Genomic DNA, 16,783 nt, shown 5'->3' on the forward strand with positions numbered 1-16,783 from the left:
ACCGACGCTTAATTGTTAACCAATAAGTTTTCAGCCGCCCTGATACTGCATTTTTGATATTTTACATAAGCCGCAACTGCCCGCTTCCGAATGCTTGATTGCGATTCGTTATTGACATAGCCCGTTATAGCATCATGAAGAGTGTATGCCTCGGGGCACATGAGCCCGGTTGTTAAAAGCAGGGGATTAGCTTTGGCATTACTAATAAAATCGCCAAAATATTTTTTGCTGATACAGGCCAAAATGATGCAATCCCGGGTTTTGCTATCTGCATTTTTAAATTCGTTGGGTAGTTTGAAGTCCATCAGCCCATCATGACCAATATAAGCCAGCAATTGGGCATTGCCATTAATGCCTATAACCCGTCTGTTATAATGTATGGTATCCTTTAATTGGCCCGCGCAACTAAATAAAAAATCCTCGGTAGTTTTTTCAATAGCCTGGCCATCCCAGGCATCGGCTACTAAATAAACCTTTTTTGTGCGATGCCGAAAGATGAGCCTTTCCAATATTATTGGGCTTCTTTTTTGTTTTTTAAGCAATTGCCAGTCTTTACTTTTTTTAAAATAGGTGCGCACACCGTTATCGCTGCCCCAATATAAATTGGTTTCGGGATTCTGACCATTTCCAATTGCGGGCGGCACAGGTACTATTCCCTGATATTTATTATCGCAAAGGGCAACAAAAACATGGATTACTTTAAAAGCGGTATCAGTATAAGCAATGGTTTTGAATTTGGGCACTGCCGCATGGCTGCTACCAGTTTGGGCAGGCTGTTTTACAGATGGTTTGCACGAGCAAATGAATAAACATATCGATACCGTAAAAATCCGGATCTTGATATGTGCTATGTAACCCATCGCCTGTTTATTTAAAAATAACGCTTTATTATTTTATTGATAGCCATCCCCCAAAACTGCCCTAAAGCTTCAGCCCCCTTTTTATTGGGGTGAAGATAAAAAGTACCTTGTTTACCATTCTCGGGGATAAGATCAGTTAAATGATTTTTTTCGAAGTAGGCGAACGCTTTGGTATCGCCCACAAAAACCTGTTTGGGATTTGTAGTTGCGTATGCTTTTACAAGCGCATCTATCATCGGCACATAGCTTTGCAGCCTGTTTAACCCTTCCTGCAAATATTTTGCGCCATTATAGGTGTTAGGGCTATACCATAACGGGTGCTGGAAAATGATAACCGCTTTCGGAAAATCGGCTAAAAGTTTATCAGCTATGGTCTTTAAATTTTTTTGATAATCTTCGGGTGATACGGGAGCACCATGCGGCCCGTGTATAGCACTGTCATTTGTGCCAAGTTTTATCGAAAATATCAGCAACGCGTTCTTAGTTGTAAAAGCGTTAGCCGCTTCTTCAACTCTCGCAAAAGTACCTGTGCCTGGCAAAAAATCGAGCGTAGTGTAGCCGCTATGGCCCTGGTTACTGAAACTTACTGTGTCCAGGTTCTTTTGTTTTTGCAGATAAGCCACTGCCGTGGCTGGCGGCGCTTCAGTTGCCGGATTGGCCAGCTGCACGCCCTGGGTTATGCTGTTGCCTATAAATACAATGTTTAAATTTGGTTTTTTATGCTGCGCAAATGTTATTGCCGAGGCAACGAATAACAGAACAACAGCTAACAGGTATTTTTTCATTTATAAATTGAGTATTGAAATTAAAAAATCGTTACCACTTTATCCCCATATTCCAGAACATGAAAGCCCATTTATCAACCTGGCCATTGATGAGCTGGGCTGTACTTTGTCCTGCTCCGTGGCCGGCATTGGTTTCAATGCGGATAAGTGTTGGCGCAGTACCCTGCTGGTATTCCTGCAGGCGTGCCGCAAATTTAAAGGAATGGGCGGGTACTACACGGTCGTCATGATCGGCGGTAGTAACCATGGTAGCAGGGTAAACGCCCGGTTTAAGGGCATGGTATGGTGAGTAGTTATAAAGATATTTAAACATTTGTTCCGAATCTTCGGCGGTACCATAATCATAGCTCCAGCCGGCACCTGCGGTAAACTTATTATACCTCAGCATATCCAGCACACCAACGGCAGGGAAGGCCACTTTAAACAGGTCGGGACGCTGGGTTAGCATAGCGCCGATAAGCAGGCCACCGTTTGAGCCGCCCGAAACGGCAAGGTAATCTTTGGAAGTATATTTGTTTTTGATAAGGTATTCGGCCGCGGCAATAAAATCATCAAACACATTTTGTTTTTTTAGCTTGATACCTTTGCGGTGCCAGGTTTCGCCGTACTCGCCGCCACCCCGCAGGTTTGGCACAGCGTAAATACCTCCATGCTCAAGCAATATGATGTTTGATGTACTGAAAGCAGGGGTTAAGCTAACGCCAAAACCTCCGTAAGCATACAGCAAGGTTGGGTTTTGCCCGTTAAGTACCGTCCCTTTTTTATAAGTGATGATCATCGGGATCTTTGTTTTATCCTTCGAGGTATAAAACACCTGTTTTGATTCATATTGCTCCGGGTCAAACTTTGCCCCCGATTTTTTATAGACCGTGGAGGCGCCGGTTTCAATATCCAGTTTAAAAATAGTAGGCGGGTATATGTAATTGGTAAAAGTGTAATAGGTAACCTTCTCTTCTTTTTTTGTGCCGAAACCCGATGCAGAGCCTATTGACGGCAACTGGATAGTACGTTCAAGTTTGCCATCCATATTATATTGCTGAATCAGCGAGGTGGCATCCTGTAGGTATTCAGCAAAAATTTTACCTCCGCCGGTAGTGGCGCTTAACACGTTTTTAGTTTCGGGGATGAGGTTTTTCCAATGGGTGATACCCGGTTCGCCGGCATCAACAGTAACTATTTTAAAATTGGGCGAGTAGATATTGGTGAGGATATAAAGCTTGCTCCCCACATTATCCAAAACGCTGTGCTGGTTATCAAAATTGTTCACAACGTTAATGATCTGGCTGCCGGGTTTGCTTAAATCCCGGATATAAAGCTCGTTGCCGGTTGTTGAAGTGGCGGCTGTGATCACCAAAAAGCGTTCATCCTCGGTAAGATAAGCGCCTATGTAACGGCGAGGGGTTTTATCACCGCCGAAGACCAGCTTATCGGTACTTTGAGGTGTGCCCAGCTTATGGTAATAAAGTTTATGAAATTGTGTCATGCCCGAAAGCTGGCTGCCTTCTGTCGGCTTATCGTAGCTGCTGTAATAAAAGCCGTCGGTACCATGCCATGCCAGTCCGCTGAATTTTACATCTTTCAGGGTATCACCCACAACGCTTTTATCTTCGGTGTTAATAACGATAACCTTGCGCCAGTCCGAGCCTCCCTCAGAGATCTGGTAGGCTGCCAGCTCACCGTTTTTGCTAAATTCGATGCCTTGTAAAGAGGTAGTACCATCGGCAGAGAATTTATTCGGGTCGAGAAAAACTTCGGGGGTGCCGTTATCGCCTAATTGGCGATATAGCACATTCTGACTTTGTAAGCCATCGTTTTTATAAAAATAGATGTATTTGCCTTCCTTAAAGGGAGCGCTGTACTTTTCGTAGTTCCATAAAAACTCCAGGCGCTTATGAATGTCGGCGCGGTAAGGGATCTGATCGAGATAATTGAACGTTACCTTATTTTCTTCCTGTACCCAGGCTTTGGTGTCGTCGGCATGATCATGCTCAAGCCAGCGGTATGGATCGGGCACCTGTGTGCCAAAATAGGTATCAACAACATCAACTTTTTTTGCTTTGGGATATGGAAGTGTTTTTATAGTCATTTGTGCATGTGTATAGCTGCAAGATAAAACAGCTAATGCTAATAAACAGAACGTTTTTGTCATGATAGTTTAAATTACAGGCAACTAAAGATAGCCATTCGGGCTACATTACCGCAAGGCAATAACGGTTCAAAAGGTTAAAAGTTGTTAATTTTGCACCCGGTTGCTGTTTAATTGCCCGTTGCAGGCTATATTAGCGGCGTGAAAAAACTGCTGTAAAATAAGGGCAAGTTGTTAAAAACTAACCCCTTTGATTTTTTGCAGCTGATAACCGTTGTGATTTTTAACCCGAAAGCGGAGCTTGTTATCACCGAAGTATCAATAATAATGCGTTTTTTTACACGTTTGCTTTGCGGTTAAGGATGCAGCGGCAACTTACGGTAATACAGTTACATAATAACAAACATGAAACAAACCCTTACTTTTTTTACAGCAGGCCTTTTAATGCTGCTGGCGTTTACTTCAAAAGCTCAGGATACCAACGATAAAGATGACGAAACCAAAGTAAAACTTAAACCTTATGTTGGCTTAGGTATGGGTATTTCTTATCCGTTAAGCGATTTCCAAAAGGTGGATTATAAGAATAATAAATCGGGCTTTGCAAACAAGGGCGTTACCTTCCAGCTTGACGGAGCATATTACATCTACAGAAATTTTGGTATCGGTTACACTTTCTCATACCAGGACCAAAGCAATTTTTCATATGATGACGACCTGATACTATCGCAGGGTTATACAACCGATTTTAAAGCCGACCAGGGAACTGTAACTGCCGATAAACGTTACCGGAGCTTTAACCTGTTAGTAGGCCCGCAATACACCTTTGTATGGAGAAGCCTGTCATTTGATTTAAGGGCATCGGCAGGTGCTATCAAAAGCCAAACATCACCGCAGTTAACCATTAGTGTTACCGGTGTTGACGCGCAAACCGGCAGCATTACCCAGCAAAGTGCTAAAGGCTATGCTTTCGCTTACGGCGGCAGCGCGGCTATCAGGTTTGATATGGGTGCCGGCTGGGGTTTATCGCTTAAAGGAAATTATGTTAAATCGCAGGGATATGATGTAACAACAACCGGGCGTACGCTTAATGTAGGCCGTTTAGTCACCAAACAGCCAATTACCGAAGGGCAGATTGTATTTGGCTTGTACAAAGCTTTTTAATTGAAGCTAAAGGCGAAATGCATAAAGCTTAAGGCTAAAAAACCTTAATAAGATTATTCCCTTATAAACAAGAAAAGCAGATCAACGATCTGCTTTTCTTGTTTATAAGGCGCTGATAGCTTATTAGTTAACTGTGATCTGCTCTGGTTTGTCGGCTACGATTTCGGGCTGGCCTTTAAAAAGTTCAAATGTGCCGGTTGCACATACGTGTTTTCCTTTTATGGCAGATAGGTCAAGCTTTATTGTGCTGCCTTTTACAGCTATGGTATATTTTTGCCTTGGGTAAGCTGCGCCCATGTTCAAAAGGGTAAGTGTATCGCTCACTGCTTTGTACGAGTAAACGGTATCGCACAAAGTGCCTGTTTTGCCTATATTAGCCTTGAAATCAGCCATGGTAAAGCCTTTTGACTGTGCAGATGCCTTACCGGCAAAAACAACCATGATCAAAGCCGGCAGTAATATTTTTTTCATTGCTTAATATATCAGTGCTTTGGCGATTGCAGGTCTTCGTCATTTTTATCCGGAGCAGGGGCATAGCCATCTTCAAAATTTAAAGTAAACGCTGATTCTGATGCCCGGGAGGCCGCGTTCAGTCCGGCTACATCCGGTTCGCTTTTATCAATTATTTCGTTACCGGTATCCTGGCCTTCATTCTGCTCATATTCATTGCCGGGGTCTTTATCTTCCTGCGCATCGTCAAGATTTGGGTTTTCGGGGATTGCCATAATTTTAATGTTTAATGTATGCTGAATAACCACTAAGATACGGCGTTGTTTGCTGGTTATTGTGTAACAATCTTTATCTTTTCTGTTTGGCTGTTAAAACGTATTTTTGCCGATATGCCGGTTCGCGACAAACTCTATTTTGCTTCTGATGTTCATTTAGGCACAGGCACATATGCCTCAAGCCGCCAACGCGAAGATAAGATAACGCGCTGGCTCGACAGTATTAAGCATGATGCCGCCGAACTATTCCTGGTTGGCGATGTTTTCGACTTCTGGTTTGAATACAAAACCGTAGTGCCCAAAGGCTACATCCGTTTCCTTGGCAAACTTGCCGAACTTGCCGATGCCGGTGTAAAGCTTTACCTGTTTAAAGGCAACCACGATATGTGGATGTTTGATTATTTTGTAAATGAACTGGGCGCAACTATTATCAGCAATGAATTAAAAATTGAGCGCGGCGGAAAGAAATTTTTCATTCATCATGGAGATGGGCTTGGTCCAGGGGATAACTTTTATAAGTTTTTAAAAGGTTTTTTCAGGAGCCGGTTTTGCCAGTGGCTGTTTGCCCGCATTCACCCAAACCTTGGCGTGGGAATAGCCAATAAATGGAGCCGCCACAGCCGGGATACCAATGCAAAGAAAGAAAACCCAAAACCGGGGGAGCAGGAATGGCTGGTGAATTTTTGCCGTGAAGAATTAAAGACTAATTTTTACGATTACCTTGTTTTTGGCCATCGCCATATGCCGCTTGATATTCAAATGACCCCTCAAAGCCGTTATATTAACCTTGGCGAATGGATTTCATATTTTTCTTATGCGGTTTTTGATGGTAATGAATTGAGGCTGGAGTATTTTGTTTAGTTCATGGTTAATAGATCATGGTTCATGGTTTTTGATTGGACTAATTGATATTGATAGGGTGGCTTTGCTATGATCCATGAACTATGATCTATAAGCCGAGCTACCTATGGTCCATAAACTATGAACCATTGGCGGGGTGCTCTATGATCTATGAACCATCATCTATAAACTAAGAAAAACAACTTACAATCCGCTGAATTAAAATATGCAGTAAAATGCGTACTTTTGTGCACTTTTTTGCAGTAAGCCTGTAAGCCGCCCGAAACGTCAAATCTTTCATAAGCCGGTTCAATATCAAACAGTTTTAGCTGCATCATTATTTATAAAATATGTTAGATAAATTAGAGCTGATATACGAGCGCTGGAAAAATGTTGAAGGTGAATTGAGCAATCCTGAGGTAATGCAGGATATGAAGCGTTTTGCCCAGTTGAATAAAGAATATAAAGACCTTGCCAAAATTGTTGACGAGTATCACATATATCGCAACATTATGAGCAATATCGAAACCAATAAAGAGATCCTGGCTACCGAAAAAGATGAGGAGTTTCGTGAGATGGCCAAAATGGAACTTGACGAACTGCTTGCTCAACAGGAAGTAAAGGAAGAAGAAATTCGCCTGATGCTGATCCCTAAAGATCCTGAAGATTCTAAAAATGCTATTGTGGAGATCCGTGGTGGTACCGGTGGTGATGAGGCAGCCCTTTTTGCCGGCGATCTTTACCGCATGTATATGCGTTATTGCGAAAAACGCGGCTGGCGTACCGAGCTGGTGGACTATACCGAAGGCACCAGCGGCGGTTATAAAGAGATTGTATTTAACGTAAACGCCGAAGACGCTTACGGAACCCTGAAATATGAATCGGGCGTACACCGTGTACAACGTGTGCCTGATACCGAAACACAAGGCCGTGTACATACTTCAGCGGCTTCGGTGGTAGTACTGCCCGAGGTTGATGAATTTGACATCGATCTGCAGGTAAGTGATATCCGTAAAGATTTGTTCTGTGCTTCAGGGCCGGGAGGTCAGTCGGTAAATACTACCTATTCGGCTGTGAGGTTAACCCACATCCCTACAGGTATTGTTGCCCAGTGCCAGGACCAAAAATCACAACTAAAAAACTACGATAAGGCATTACAGGTACTACGTTCAAGGGTGTACGAAATGGAGCTGCAAAAGCACCTGGAAGAAACATCAAAAAAACGTAAAACCATGGTATCAACCGGCGACAGGTCGGCCAAAGTACGTACCTATAATTACCCACAAGGTCGTTTAACTGAACACCGGATCGGTCTAACTATTTACAACCTGCCGGGCGTATTGAACGGCGACCTGCAGGAAATCCTTGAATCGCTTCAGTTTGCAGAGAATGCTGAGAAGCTGAAAGAAGGGACAGTAGCGTAAGTTATAATCAGATATTAAATAGAAATCCCCAGCCTGATAGGTTGGGGATTTTTTTGTTTAAGAGAAACTATTCAGGGAGTTTGCTACTAACTTTTTAAAAAGATCGTCATGCCGAACTTGTTTCGGCACCCCACAGGACGAGTCGCAAATTTGCTTAGCAGGCTTGCTTAGCAAGTGGGGTGTTGAAACAAGTTCAACATGACTGGCTTTGTAAACAAGCACGTGAGCAATCCCGTTTTTTTTAATTACAACTTAAACTTACCCTTCAACGCAGCCAGCTTCAAAGCCATATCGGTTTCCGGTTCTTTTTCAACCCTTTTATTAAAGTTGGGCTTGTTGTTATTCCCTTGTGGACGGCGGTCATCGTTTCTGCGCTGGTTGGGTTCGCTTTTGTCGTTCTCTTTCATGGATAGGGCAATACGCTTGCGGTTCACATCAACCTCGGTAACAGTTACCTCAACCTTTTGATGTACTTTCAATACTTCGTTAGGGTCTTTGATATACCGATTGGTGATCTGGCTCAGGTGAACAAGGCCATCCTGGTGAACGCCGATATCAACAAAAGCACCAAAGGCTGTAATGTTGGTGACGATGCCCGGCAGCTTCATGCCAACTTTCAGATCGCCGATAGCATTTACACCTTCTGTAAAGCTGAAAGCTTCAAACTGCTCACGCGGGTCGCGGCCCGGTTTGGCAAGTTCGGCCATGATATCATTCAGGGTTGGCAAACCAACGGTTTCGGAAACATATTTTTGCAGCGGAATGCTCTTACGCAGGGTTGGATTGCTCATCAGGTCTTTCACTGTGCATTTCATATCTGTAGCCATTTGTTCAAGCAAACCATAACGCTCCGGGTGAACCGCACTGGTGTCTAACGGGTTTTCAGCATTGTGGATCCGGAGGAAGCCTGCTGCCTGCTCAAATGCCTTATCGCCCAAACGCGGAACTTTTTTCAACTGCTCGCGGCGTTTAAAAGCACCGTTCTGGTTGCGGTATTCTACAATGTTCTGTGCCAGTTGCGGACCAAGGCCTGATACATAAGCCAGGATTTGTTTTGAGGCAGTGTTTAACTCAACCCCCACCGCGTTCACGGCGCTGATCACCGTGTCATCTAATGAGGTTTGCAGCTTGTTTTGGTCAACATCGTGCTGGTACTGGCCTACACCAATTGATTTTGGGTCGATCTTTACCAGCTCGGCCAATGGGTCCATTAAACGGCGACCAATAGATACGGCCCCTCTTACGGTGACATCATAGTCCGGAAATTCTTCCCTCGCCACTTCAGATGCCGAATAGATAGAAGCACCACTTTCATTAACCATTACAATAGTCACGCCCGGTAAATTCAGGTTGCGAACAAATACCTCTGTTTCGCGGCCAGCGGTGCCGTTACCTATAGCAATAGCCTCGATATTATATTTCTGGAACAGGTGCTGTACTGTTTTTTCGGCTTCACGCGCCTGACCTGCACCCGTATGCGGGTAAACAGTGGTGTTTTCAAGCAGTTTGCCCTGCTCATCCAAACAAACCAGTTTACAACCGGTACGGAAACCCGGGTCAAGCGCCATTACACGTTTTTGACCAAGCGGTGCGCTCAGCAATAGCTGGCGGGCATTCTCGGCAAATACGCGGATCGCTTCCTCGTCGGCTTTCTTTTTGGTAAGCAGGCGCACCTCTGTTTCCATCGATGGTTTTAACAGGCGTTTGTAGCCATCGGTAATAGCCAGGCGGATTTGTCCGGCAGCCGGGTTGTTTGCCTTGATAACTGAATTTTCCAATATCTCCAGTGCATCATCTTCTTCAGGTTTCAGGTCGAGCCATAGGATCTCTTCCTTTTCGCCGCGGCGCATGGCTAATACGCGGTGCGATGGCGCTGTTTTAACAGGCTCAGTCCATTCAAAATAGTCTTTGTACTTAATGCCCGCCTCCTCTTTGCCTTCAACCACTCTTGATGCAAAAGTGCCTTTCTCTACAAACAGCTCACGTATCCTGGTACGTATTTCAGCATTTTCGGCAACGGTTTCGGCAATAATATCTCTTGCGCCGGCTAAAGCTTCTTCAACGCTGGCTACACCTTTTTCATCGCTGATGTATTCGGCAGCTATCAGTTCGGGGTCGATATTTTTTTGTTCCAATAAAACATCGGCCAATGGCTGCAGGCCTTTTTCGCGGGCTGTAGTAGCGCGGGTTTTGCGTTTTGGGCGGTACGGAAGATAAAGGTCCTCCAAAGTAACCATCGTTTCTGCTTCGTTGATCTGCTTTTCAAGCTCGGGCGTTAACTTACCCATATCTGTAAGCGATTTCAGGATAGCCTCACGGCGTTTATCTAACTCGCGCAGTTGCTGTACACGATCACGAATAGTGGCAACCTGTACCTCGTCCAAACTGCCGGTAAGTTCTTTACGGTAACGGGAAATGAACGGAACGGTAGCTCCTTCATCAAGCAAGCCTACCGTAGCGGTAACCTGTTTCTCAGCTACAGAAAGCTCTGCAGCTATTATTTTATAATGAATACTCATAATCAAAATTCGGACTGCGAAGTTGAGGGAATAGGCTTACAATTCAAAAAAAGATTGCTAACAAAAAGTTGAAAGTTTTGATTGGGCTATTGTTGGCAATGTAAATATAGGGTACATTTTGTTAGCTGGCAGTTTTAAATTGTCTCTGCGGCGCGCTAAACCGCCCGATGTTAAAAATGCTGATCTTTTCTTTAAGTTTCAAAATGCAAAAAATGCATGATCACGATAAGTAACATTAGCGCAATGGGTAATTACGTAATGGCAATTCGAGAAATGTACGGTCATCTATATCTTTTGCTTCGCCTTTATTTCCAGGTAGCGGTTTACTGTGTTTATGGTAAGGTTTTGGGGGGATGTTAGTATCGACTGGATGCCGTGGCTGGCCAGCTCTTTTACCATCAATTTTTTATCGTAAGCAAACTTTTCGGCAATGGTTTTTATGTAGATGCCTTCAACATCTTTGGCAGGCTGTTCGCTCAGGGTTTTTAATTCCGTATTTTCAAAGAAGACTACCAACAGCAGGTGAAACTTGGCTATCCGTCGTAAAAAAGGCAACTGCCTTTGTAACGCAGGTAAGCTTTCATAATTAGCGAAGAAAACAACGAGACTTCTTTGTTTTATTACCCTGCGTACAGTAGTATAAAGCGCCTCCATGTTGGTTTCAAGGTAACGGGTTTTTTCCTTATATAAAACCTCCAGGATCTTATTAAGCTGAGTGTATTTGCTATCCGCAGGTATAACAGTCCCAACTTTTTCCGATACCGTGATCAACCCTGCTTTATCTTCTTTTAACAGCGCCACGTTTGATAAAACAAGACTGGCATTTATGGCATAATCAAGCAGGCTCAGGCCTTCAAAAGGCATTTTCATTGAGCGCGACTTGTCAATTACACAATATACATGCTGCGATTTTTCATCAACGTATGAGTTCACCATCAGGTTGCTGTGCCGGGCGGTAGCTTTCCAGTTAATGGTACGATAGTCATCACCTGATACATAGTTTTTCACCTGCTCAAATTCGAGGCTATGCCCAATCCGCCTGATCTTTTTTATGCCGATATCAGTTAAGCGGTTTGAAATAGCCATAAGTTCATACTTCCGCATTTGTAAAAATGAGGGATAAACCGGTAATATTTCGGTCTGTTCAAAATTGTATCTGCGCGAGATTAACCCCAACGGTGATTTCACAAACACCCTGATAAAACCAAACTCATATTCGCCGCGGCGGGTAGGCCTTAAGAGGTAAAGGATCTGCTTGTGTTCCCTGGGTTTCATCATGGTTTTAAACCAAACGTCACGCTTCTGAAATTGCTCAGGGATCTCGTCAATGATGCCAATATTTATATTAAAAGGGTAAAAGCTCTCTATATAAATGCCTAATTCGTTTTCGTCGCCATTGCTTAACCTTTCAGGAGCTATCCGCTTTGCAAATACGCCGTTTGATGTTCTGTAAAGCATCAACAGATCAAGTATTACCAGGAGCACAACTATCCAAAACGCCAGCCTCGGTATGATGCCAAGCCAGGGGAAAAAGAAACCGAATATAAACAGCACTACGCTGCCGGCAAGGCAGGCGAATAGCCTGTTATTAAAAAAAAGGTTCTTATAAAACAATCCGATCAGCTTTTTCACAGCAGGGTATTAGCGGGGAACTTCTATTTTCTGTATTATTTGTGCAATTACTTCATCAGGGCTTACACCTTCCATCTCCTTATCGGGCGTAAGCATAATGCGGTGCCTTAAAACAGGCGCAGCTACATATATTATGTCTTCGGGGGTTACAAAATCACGCCCTTTAATTGCAGCAAGTGCCTTAGCCGCGTTTATAATAGCTAATGAAGCCCGGGGCGATCCGCCAAGCTGTACCGATTTACTATTGCGGCTTTCATGAATTATTTTGGCTGCAAACTCAAGCAGTTTGGGTTCAACATGTAAAGCACGTACCTGCTGCCTTACCTCGGTAATATCCACAGAAGACAATACCGCGCTGATCTGATTTAGCTGATCGGTGGTTTTTTGCTGATGTTGCTGGGTTACAATGGCTATTTCTTCTTCAAGCGTTGGATATTTGATCTCCACCTTAAATAAAAACCTATCCAGCTGCGCTTCAGGCAAACGGTAGGTGCCTTCCTGCTCAACAGGATTTTGGGTAGCCAGCACTGTAAATGGTTCTTCCATTTTATAGCTGTGCCCATCAATAGTGAGCTGGCGCTCTTCCATCACCTCAAATAATGCCGACTGTGTTTTTGCGGGCGCCCGGTTTATCTCGTCAATAAGGATAATATTGCCGAATATCGGTCCTTTTTTAAATTCAAATTCTGTTGTCTTAGGATTAAAGACCGAAGTTCCCAAAATGTCCGAAGGCATCAGATCGGGTGTGAATTGGATCCGTGAATAACGGGCATCAATAGCTTTAGCGATAAGTTTAGCGGTAAGGGTTTTGGCAACACCAGGCACACCTTCAATAAGGATATGACCATCTGCCAGCACCCCCGCTATCAATAGGTCAATAGATTCTTGCTGGCCTACTATAATTTGGGCAAGTGTAGCCTTGATTTGTTCAACAGCAGTATGCAGCTTACCCAGATCAGTACGTTGTTCAAAAAGTTCGTTTTCCATGTTTTACCTGGATTGGATATAAAATTGTTCAATAAGTTGGTTCAGTTTAATCAGCTCATGATCTGCAATGTCTTCATGAGTAGTAATAAAATTCAAAGCCGTAGTCAGGTTAGCAGCCAGCGAATGAGGAATGCCACTTTTTTTGGCGAGCATATCAGTAAACTCCTCATCAAGGTTATTGGTTCTTAACGAATACTTATCCCTGATATAGCTTAAAAGGTATAGGGCTTTTTTATGAGCAATATCGGCATTGTCACGTTTCTCATAATATACCTGCCCAACAACGGTAACAAAATCAACAGTAGTATTTTTTAGCGGTTCAACTACTGGTATGATTCGCTGCCGGCGTTTTGCTTCATATACTATAAAAAGTGCCATGCTGAAAAAGGACAAATAAAATGCCCACCGCAAAGAAGGGTTTCGTAAAAATACACGCATGGTTGTTTCGTCTTCTGGTCGGCCCAGGGTATAATACTGGTCCCATATTAAATTACCATCATTTTTCACAACAGATAGTGCCTTTGCCGCATAATCCATGCCCCCGCTGGTCAATAAACTGTAATTGGTAAACATAAGCGGATTAGCATTCAAAAAAATATGCCCTTTTCCAATGGTATATTTTAAAAAATTGGTTTTGTGCTTTGTGTTTTTTCCGAGTACCAGAGCTTTGGCAGTGTCAATTTTGCTAAAGTACCCGGTATTCATACCCCTTTCTGCACTGTAAAGCTGCGTAGTATCTATTTTGGGATTTGAGAAGCGAATACCGAGCGCATCTTTATTTTCAAATACAACCTGGGTTTGTACTTTAAGGTCCTTTCCCAGTTCTTCACCAAAGTATGATGCGGCTATAAAAACATCATTGCCTTCATTCACAAACTTCCTCAGCTTTATATAATCGTATTCGTTGAGGTTTATCGAGCTGCAAATTATAAGATAGGTTGCGTGCTTTATTCCGTGATCATTTATAACATTATAAAGCGGCTCGCGGTATGTAGTAACATTTGCGGCAGGAAATATATCGTTGATTTGGCTGTACAAAATATAAGTACCAAAAGGGATCTTGTCATTTATATCCAGCGTTTCGTTCCAATTAATGGCTTTTGGCCGGTTATATTGCGCAACCAGGTAAATAAGCATTAAACTGCCCAATGCAATAAGGTAAACCCTTAAACTTTTCATGACAGGCTCTGTTTAAATTCCTGAAAAATGTTATTTATCCGTTGATATGATTGTCCGTCTATCGGGAAATCCCCATACCAAACATATTCAAACTGCCTGGTAACAACTGTAAATTGTTCGCGCTGGCCTGCATTAGTTAATTCGTTAATATAGGCAGTATTGGTTTTTTCAATTTTCCAGTTTATCAGGTTAAGATCACTCAATTGTTTAAGGCTGCGTAAATAAAGCAGCCTTACCGCAAGGCGGTAATTCTTATTTGATAAAGCATCATCTATAGCTTCATCAAAGCTTATTTCATGAATGTTTTCAACAGCTTCTGAGTAGGGAACCGATGCGCTTTTAGCCTGCTTTTTAAAAAGATGGGGGAAACTGATGCCTAACAATTTTATTATGCAATAAATGATAGCAAAAGCACCTGCACCCAGTATCACATATTTTATAACATTAGCAGAGCTTTTGCCCATATTGGCACTCCCGAATAACTTTTGAAACAACTCGGCAACCCAGTTCCAAAAGCTTGCCCACAAATGCCACACCCAGCTCCAAAAGTGGTCCCACCAGCTTAGGCCTTCTTTTATAACATGGTAGTTAAAGTCTTTATCATTTTTATACTTATCCATTGCCGCTTCATTAAAATGCTTCACAGCAACGTCTACAGTATCAACTTTAATAAAAGCGGGGGCGTGTAACGGAGATGCTTTACCGGCAGGTACAACATGCCCACCCATAGCGAGATTTGTTTGATGCAGGATGTTTGATGGTTTAAACATAAGCCGGTTAGTATTGCTCTGTTGAAAACTGATCAGCAGCGGGATCATTTTTACCAAATGATTTGATCCTGTTTACAAGATTGTTTGCTTCCTTATGTTCAGTTAAGCTAAAATAAACCAATGTAATTGATATAACGGGCAGCAACCACAAAAACTGGCAAACATGCTCAATAATAGCCTCAACTATCGCATATGTGGTGTTATAATAGGTGCCTGTTAGCCATTGGCTGCCACCATAAAATATCATTGCCGGGATAAACAATGCCATTACCGTTGCCAAAACAATAATCGACATCAGTAATATAACCCCGAATGTAAACCACCAGTTCTCTTTAATGATTTTGAATGATTTTCTTATCGCAAATTCGACACTCCCGTTCTCTATAATCATTATTGGAGTAACTAACCCAAAAATGGGAGCAAGGTACACCGAAGGGAAAAAGCAAAAGAAAAACGCGATAACCAGGGCAACACTCAATAAAATCTGGGTACCCAGCACCCTGAAAAAATAATATTTAAAATAAGCCCAAACTTCAAGCGTGGTAGGTGGCTGGTTTTCCTTTTGCTGGTATACTGCCAGATAGCTTATCGCCGTTAACACTAAAGCCGAATAGTTAACCTGCTCAAAAAGGATTTTTGCTATTCCCCAAAACGAAAACGCCGAATACTCGCCCTCCTGTGTATGCTGGAAATTAGATAGTATGGTTAACAAAGTGCTGGTTAACAAAAATATACCACATATTGCAAGGTATGATTTAAATAGCGGTTTAAAATTTTGCCGTACAATAACAAAAGTATCGCTGATGATATCTCCAAACTCACGTGTTTTACTTAACTCAATATTCTCCTTCATTTGCGATTTCAACAATTTTTAAACGGTGTGACAGGTACGCAGGATAAACTACAACATACCAAATTATAAATAAAAAAGAACCTCCCAAAATCAAGCTGCTGAGCCATACCGGCATTTCTGTATGGCGTGTGATGAAGCTTTCAAAAACAGCGGCGGTCACCACAATTGGCGATATTCCAAGCATAATCTTAAGCCCGTTAAGTGCGCCTTTTTTTAACGATACCATACGGCTAAACGTTTTAGGGAATAACAGGCTATTGCCAATTATAAGCCCGGCTGCACCGGCCAGAATAATAGTTGATATCTCGAGCGTACCGTGAATCCAAATCACCAAAACCGACTGTATACCCAAACCCTTGCTAATGAATAAATATTGGAAACAGCCAACCATGAGCCCGTTACGGAATAAATTGATCACCGTTCCGGCCGATAAGGTAATACCCAATACAAAAGTGATTGCGGTTACCGTGAGGTTATTCTTCGCAATCATCCAAAACATCACAAATTCATTCTGACTTTTAAAAACACCAAATGGATCGCCCTTACTGATATTTTCATTAGTCATGTTCACATAATCATCCGACAGAACAAACCTGATGAAGGTGCGGTCATATTTGGCTGATATAATGCCAATTAAAAAAAAGGTTATGAAAAAAATAAACGAATACAATATTTGCCTTTGATACTGTTTAAATAGCAACGGTAATTCCGTTTTCCAAAAAAACACAAACCGGTTAGCTTTTTCCTTCTTGTTTTTATAAATGGATTGATGGAAGCCTGCTGCTAACCCATTCAAATACAAAGTGGTTTTTGACTTTGGGTAAAATGTTTTTGAATAGGCCAGATCGTCGGTAACGATTATGAAACGCTCGGCAAGTTCATCAGGGTCTTTTGCAGGCTCAGTTTCATAACTTTTCCATTTGGCCGAGTTCTGTTTTATAAATAATGGCTCACGCATGTGA

The 16,783-nt window shown here is 42.6% G+C and carries 15 protein-coding genes; 3 read left to right on the forward strand and 12 right to left on the reverse strand.

What is annotated here, in order from left to right; genetic code table 11:
• Positions 1-8: 8 nt before the first annotated feature.
• From DIU38_RS29225 to DIU38_RS29235, 3 genes are read right to left on the reverse strand one after another with little or no spacing between them, the layout of a single operon-like run.
• On the reverse strand, positions 9-860 hold the full coding sequence (locus tag DIU38_RS29225; RefSeq protein WP_208057660.1) for a hypothetical protein: 852 nt from the start codon (positions 858-860) through the stop codon (positions 9-11).
• Between the two features lie 11 nt (positions 861-871).
• Positions 872-1,645, reverse strand: a complete 774-nt coding sequence (locus tag DIU38_RS29230) for an SGNH/GDSL hydrolase family protein (RefSeq protein ID WP_112652633.1) — start codon at positions 1,643-1,645, stop codon at positions 872-874.
• Between the two features lie 31 nt (positions 1,646-1,676).
• Positions 1,677-3,794 (reverse strand): prolyl oligopeptidase family serine peptidase, encoded by a 2,118-nt coding sequence (locus DIU38_RS29235; protein ID WP_112652634.1) that lies wholly within the window; start codon positions 3,792-3,794, stop codon positions 1,677-1,679.
• 342 nt (positions 3,795-4,136) lie between these two features.
• Here DIU38_RS29235 and DIU38_RS29240 point away from each other — a divergent pair, with 342 nt between their 5' ends.
• Positions 4,137-4,892, forward strand: coding sequence for an outer membrane beta-barrel protein (locus DIU38_RS29240; RefSeq protein WP_112652635.1), 756 nt, complete (start codon positions 4,137-4,139; stop codon positions 4,890-4,892).
• A gap of 123 nt (positions 4,893-5,015) precedes the next feature.
• Here the strand turns inward: DIU38_RS29240 and DIU38_RS29245 are convergent, their stop codons facing one another.
• Together DIU38_RS29245 and DIU38_RS29250 are read right to left on the reverse strand one after the other, a co-directional pair.
• On the reverse strand, positions 5,016-5,363 hold the full coding sequence (locus tag DIU38_RS29245) for a hypothetical protein (RefSeq protein WP_112657142.1): 348 nt from the start codon (positions 5,361-5,363) through the stop codon (positions 5,016-5,018).
• Positions 5,364-5,374: 11 nt separating this feature from the next.
• Positions 5,375-5,617 (reverse strand): hypothetical protein, encoded by a 243-nt coding sequence (locus DIU38_RS29250; RefSeq protein ID WP_112657140.1) that lies wholly within the window; start codon positions 5,615-5,617, stop codon positions 5,375-5,377.
• Positions 5,618-5,731: 114 nt separating this feature from the next.
• Between DIU38_RS29250 and DIU38_RS29255 the strand changes: the two genes are divergently transcribed.
• Both DIU38_RS29255 and prfA read left to right on the forward strand, forming a co-directional pair.
• The gene (locus DIU38_RS29255; RefSeq protein WP_091167651.1) at positions 5,732-6,478 is read left to right on the forward strand and encodes a UDP-2,3-diacylglucosamine diphosphatase; all 747 of its coding nucleotides are present in this window, start codon (positions 5,732-5,734) and stop codon (positions 6,476-6,478) included.
• A 329-nt stretch (positions 6,479-6,807) separates the two neighbouring features.
• Entirely contained in the window at positions 6,808-7,881 is a 1,074-nt protein-coding gene (gene prfA, locus DIU38_RS29260) for a peptide chain release factor 1 (RefSeq protein WP_091167385.1), read from the forward strand.
• Positions 7,882-8,126: 245 nt separating this feature from the next.
• Here the strand turns inward: prfA and DIU38_RS29265 are convergent, their stop codons facing one another.
• The 7 genes from DIU38_RS29265 to DIU38_RS29295 all read right to left on the reverse strand — a co-directional run bounded on the left by DIU38_RS29265 (position 8,127) and on the right by DIU38_RS29295 (position 16,779).
• Positions 8,127-10,400 (reverse strand): Tex family protein, encoded by a 2,274-nt coding sequence (locus DIU38_RS29265; RefSeq protein ID WP_112657138.1) that lies wholly within the window; start codon positions 10,398-10,400, stop codon positions 8,127-8,129.
• A gap of 285 nt (positions 10,401-10,685) precedes the next feature.
• Positions 10,686-12,032, reverse strand: a complete 1,347-nt coding sequence (locus DIU38_RS29270; protein WP_112657136.1) for a DUF58 domain-containing protein — start codon at positions 12,030-12,032, stop codon at positions 10,686-10,688.
• Positions 12,033-12,041: 9 nt separating this feature from the next.
• A complete protein-coding gene (locus DIU38_RS29275) occupies positions 12,042-13,019 on the reverse strand; it encodes an AAA family ATPase (protein WP_112657134.1) in 978 nt (325 codons plus the stop codon).
• Positions 13,020-13,022: 3 nt separating this feature from the next.
• A complete protein-coding gene (locus DIU38_RS29280) occupies positions 13,023-14,198 on the reverse strand; it encodes a DUF4350 domain-containing protein (protein ID WP_112657132.1) in 1,176 nt (391 codons plus the stop codon).
• Complete coding sequence (locus DIU38_RS29285) at positions 14,195-14,968, reverse strand: DUF4129 domain-containing protein (RefSeq protein ID WP_167516310.1); 774 nt, start codon at positions 14,966-14,968, stop codon at positions 14,195-14,197. Before DIU38_RS29285 ends, DIU38_RS29280 begins: the two co-directional genes overlap by 4 nt.
• A gap of 7 nt (positions 14,969-14,975) precedes the next feature.
• Entirely contained in the window at positions 14,976-15,821 is an 846-nt protein-coding gene (locus DIU38_RS29290; protein ID WP_112657128.1) for a hypothetical protein, read from the reverse strand.
• A complete protein-coding gene (locus tag DIU38_RS29295) occupies positions 15,805-16,779 on the reverse strand; it encodes a stage II sporulation protein M (protein ID WP_112657126.1) in 975 nt (324 codons plus the stop codon). The genes DIU38_RS29290 and DIU38_RS29295 overlap by 17 nt, the downstream gene beginning before the upstream one ends.
• Between the last annotated feature and the right edge of the window lie 4 nt (positions 16,780-16,783).

The sequence above is a fragment of the Mucilaginibacter metallidurans genome (genome assembly GCF_003286435.2).
GTDB lineage: Bacteria > Bacteroidota > Bacteroidia > Sphingobacteriales > Sphingobacteriaceae > Mucilaginibacter > Mucilaginibacter gossypii.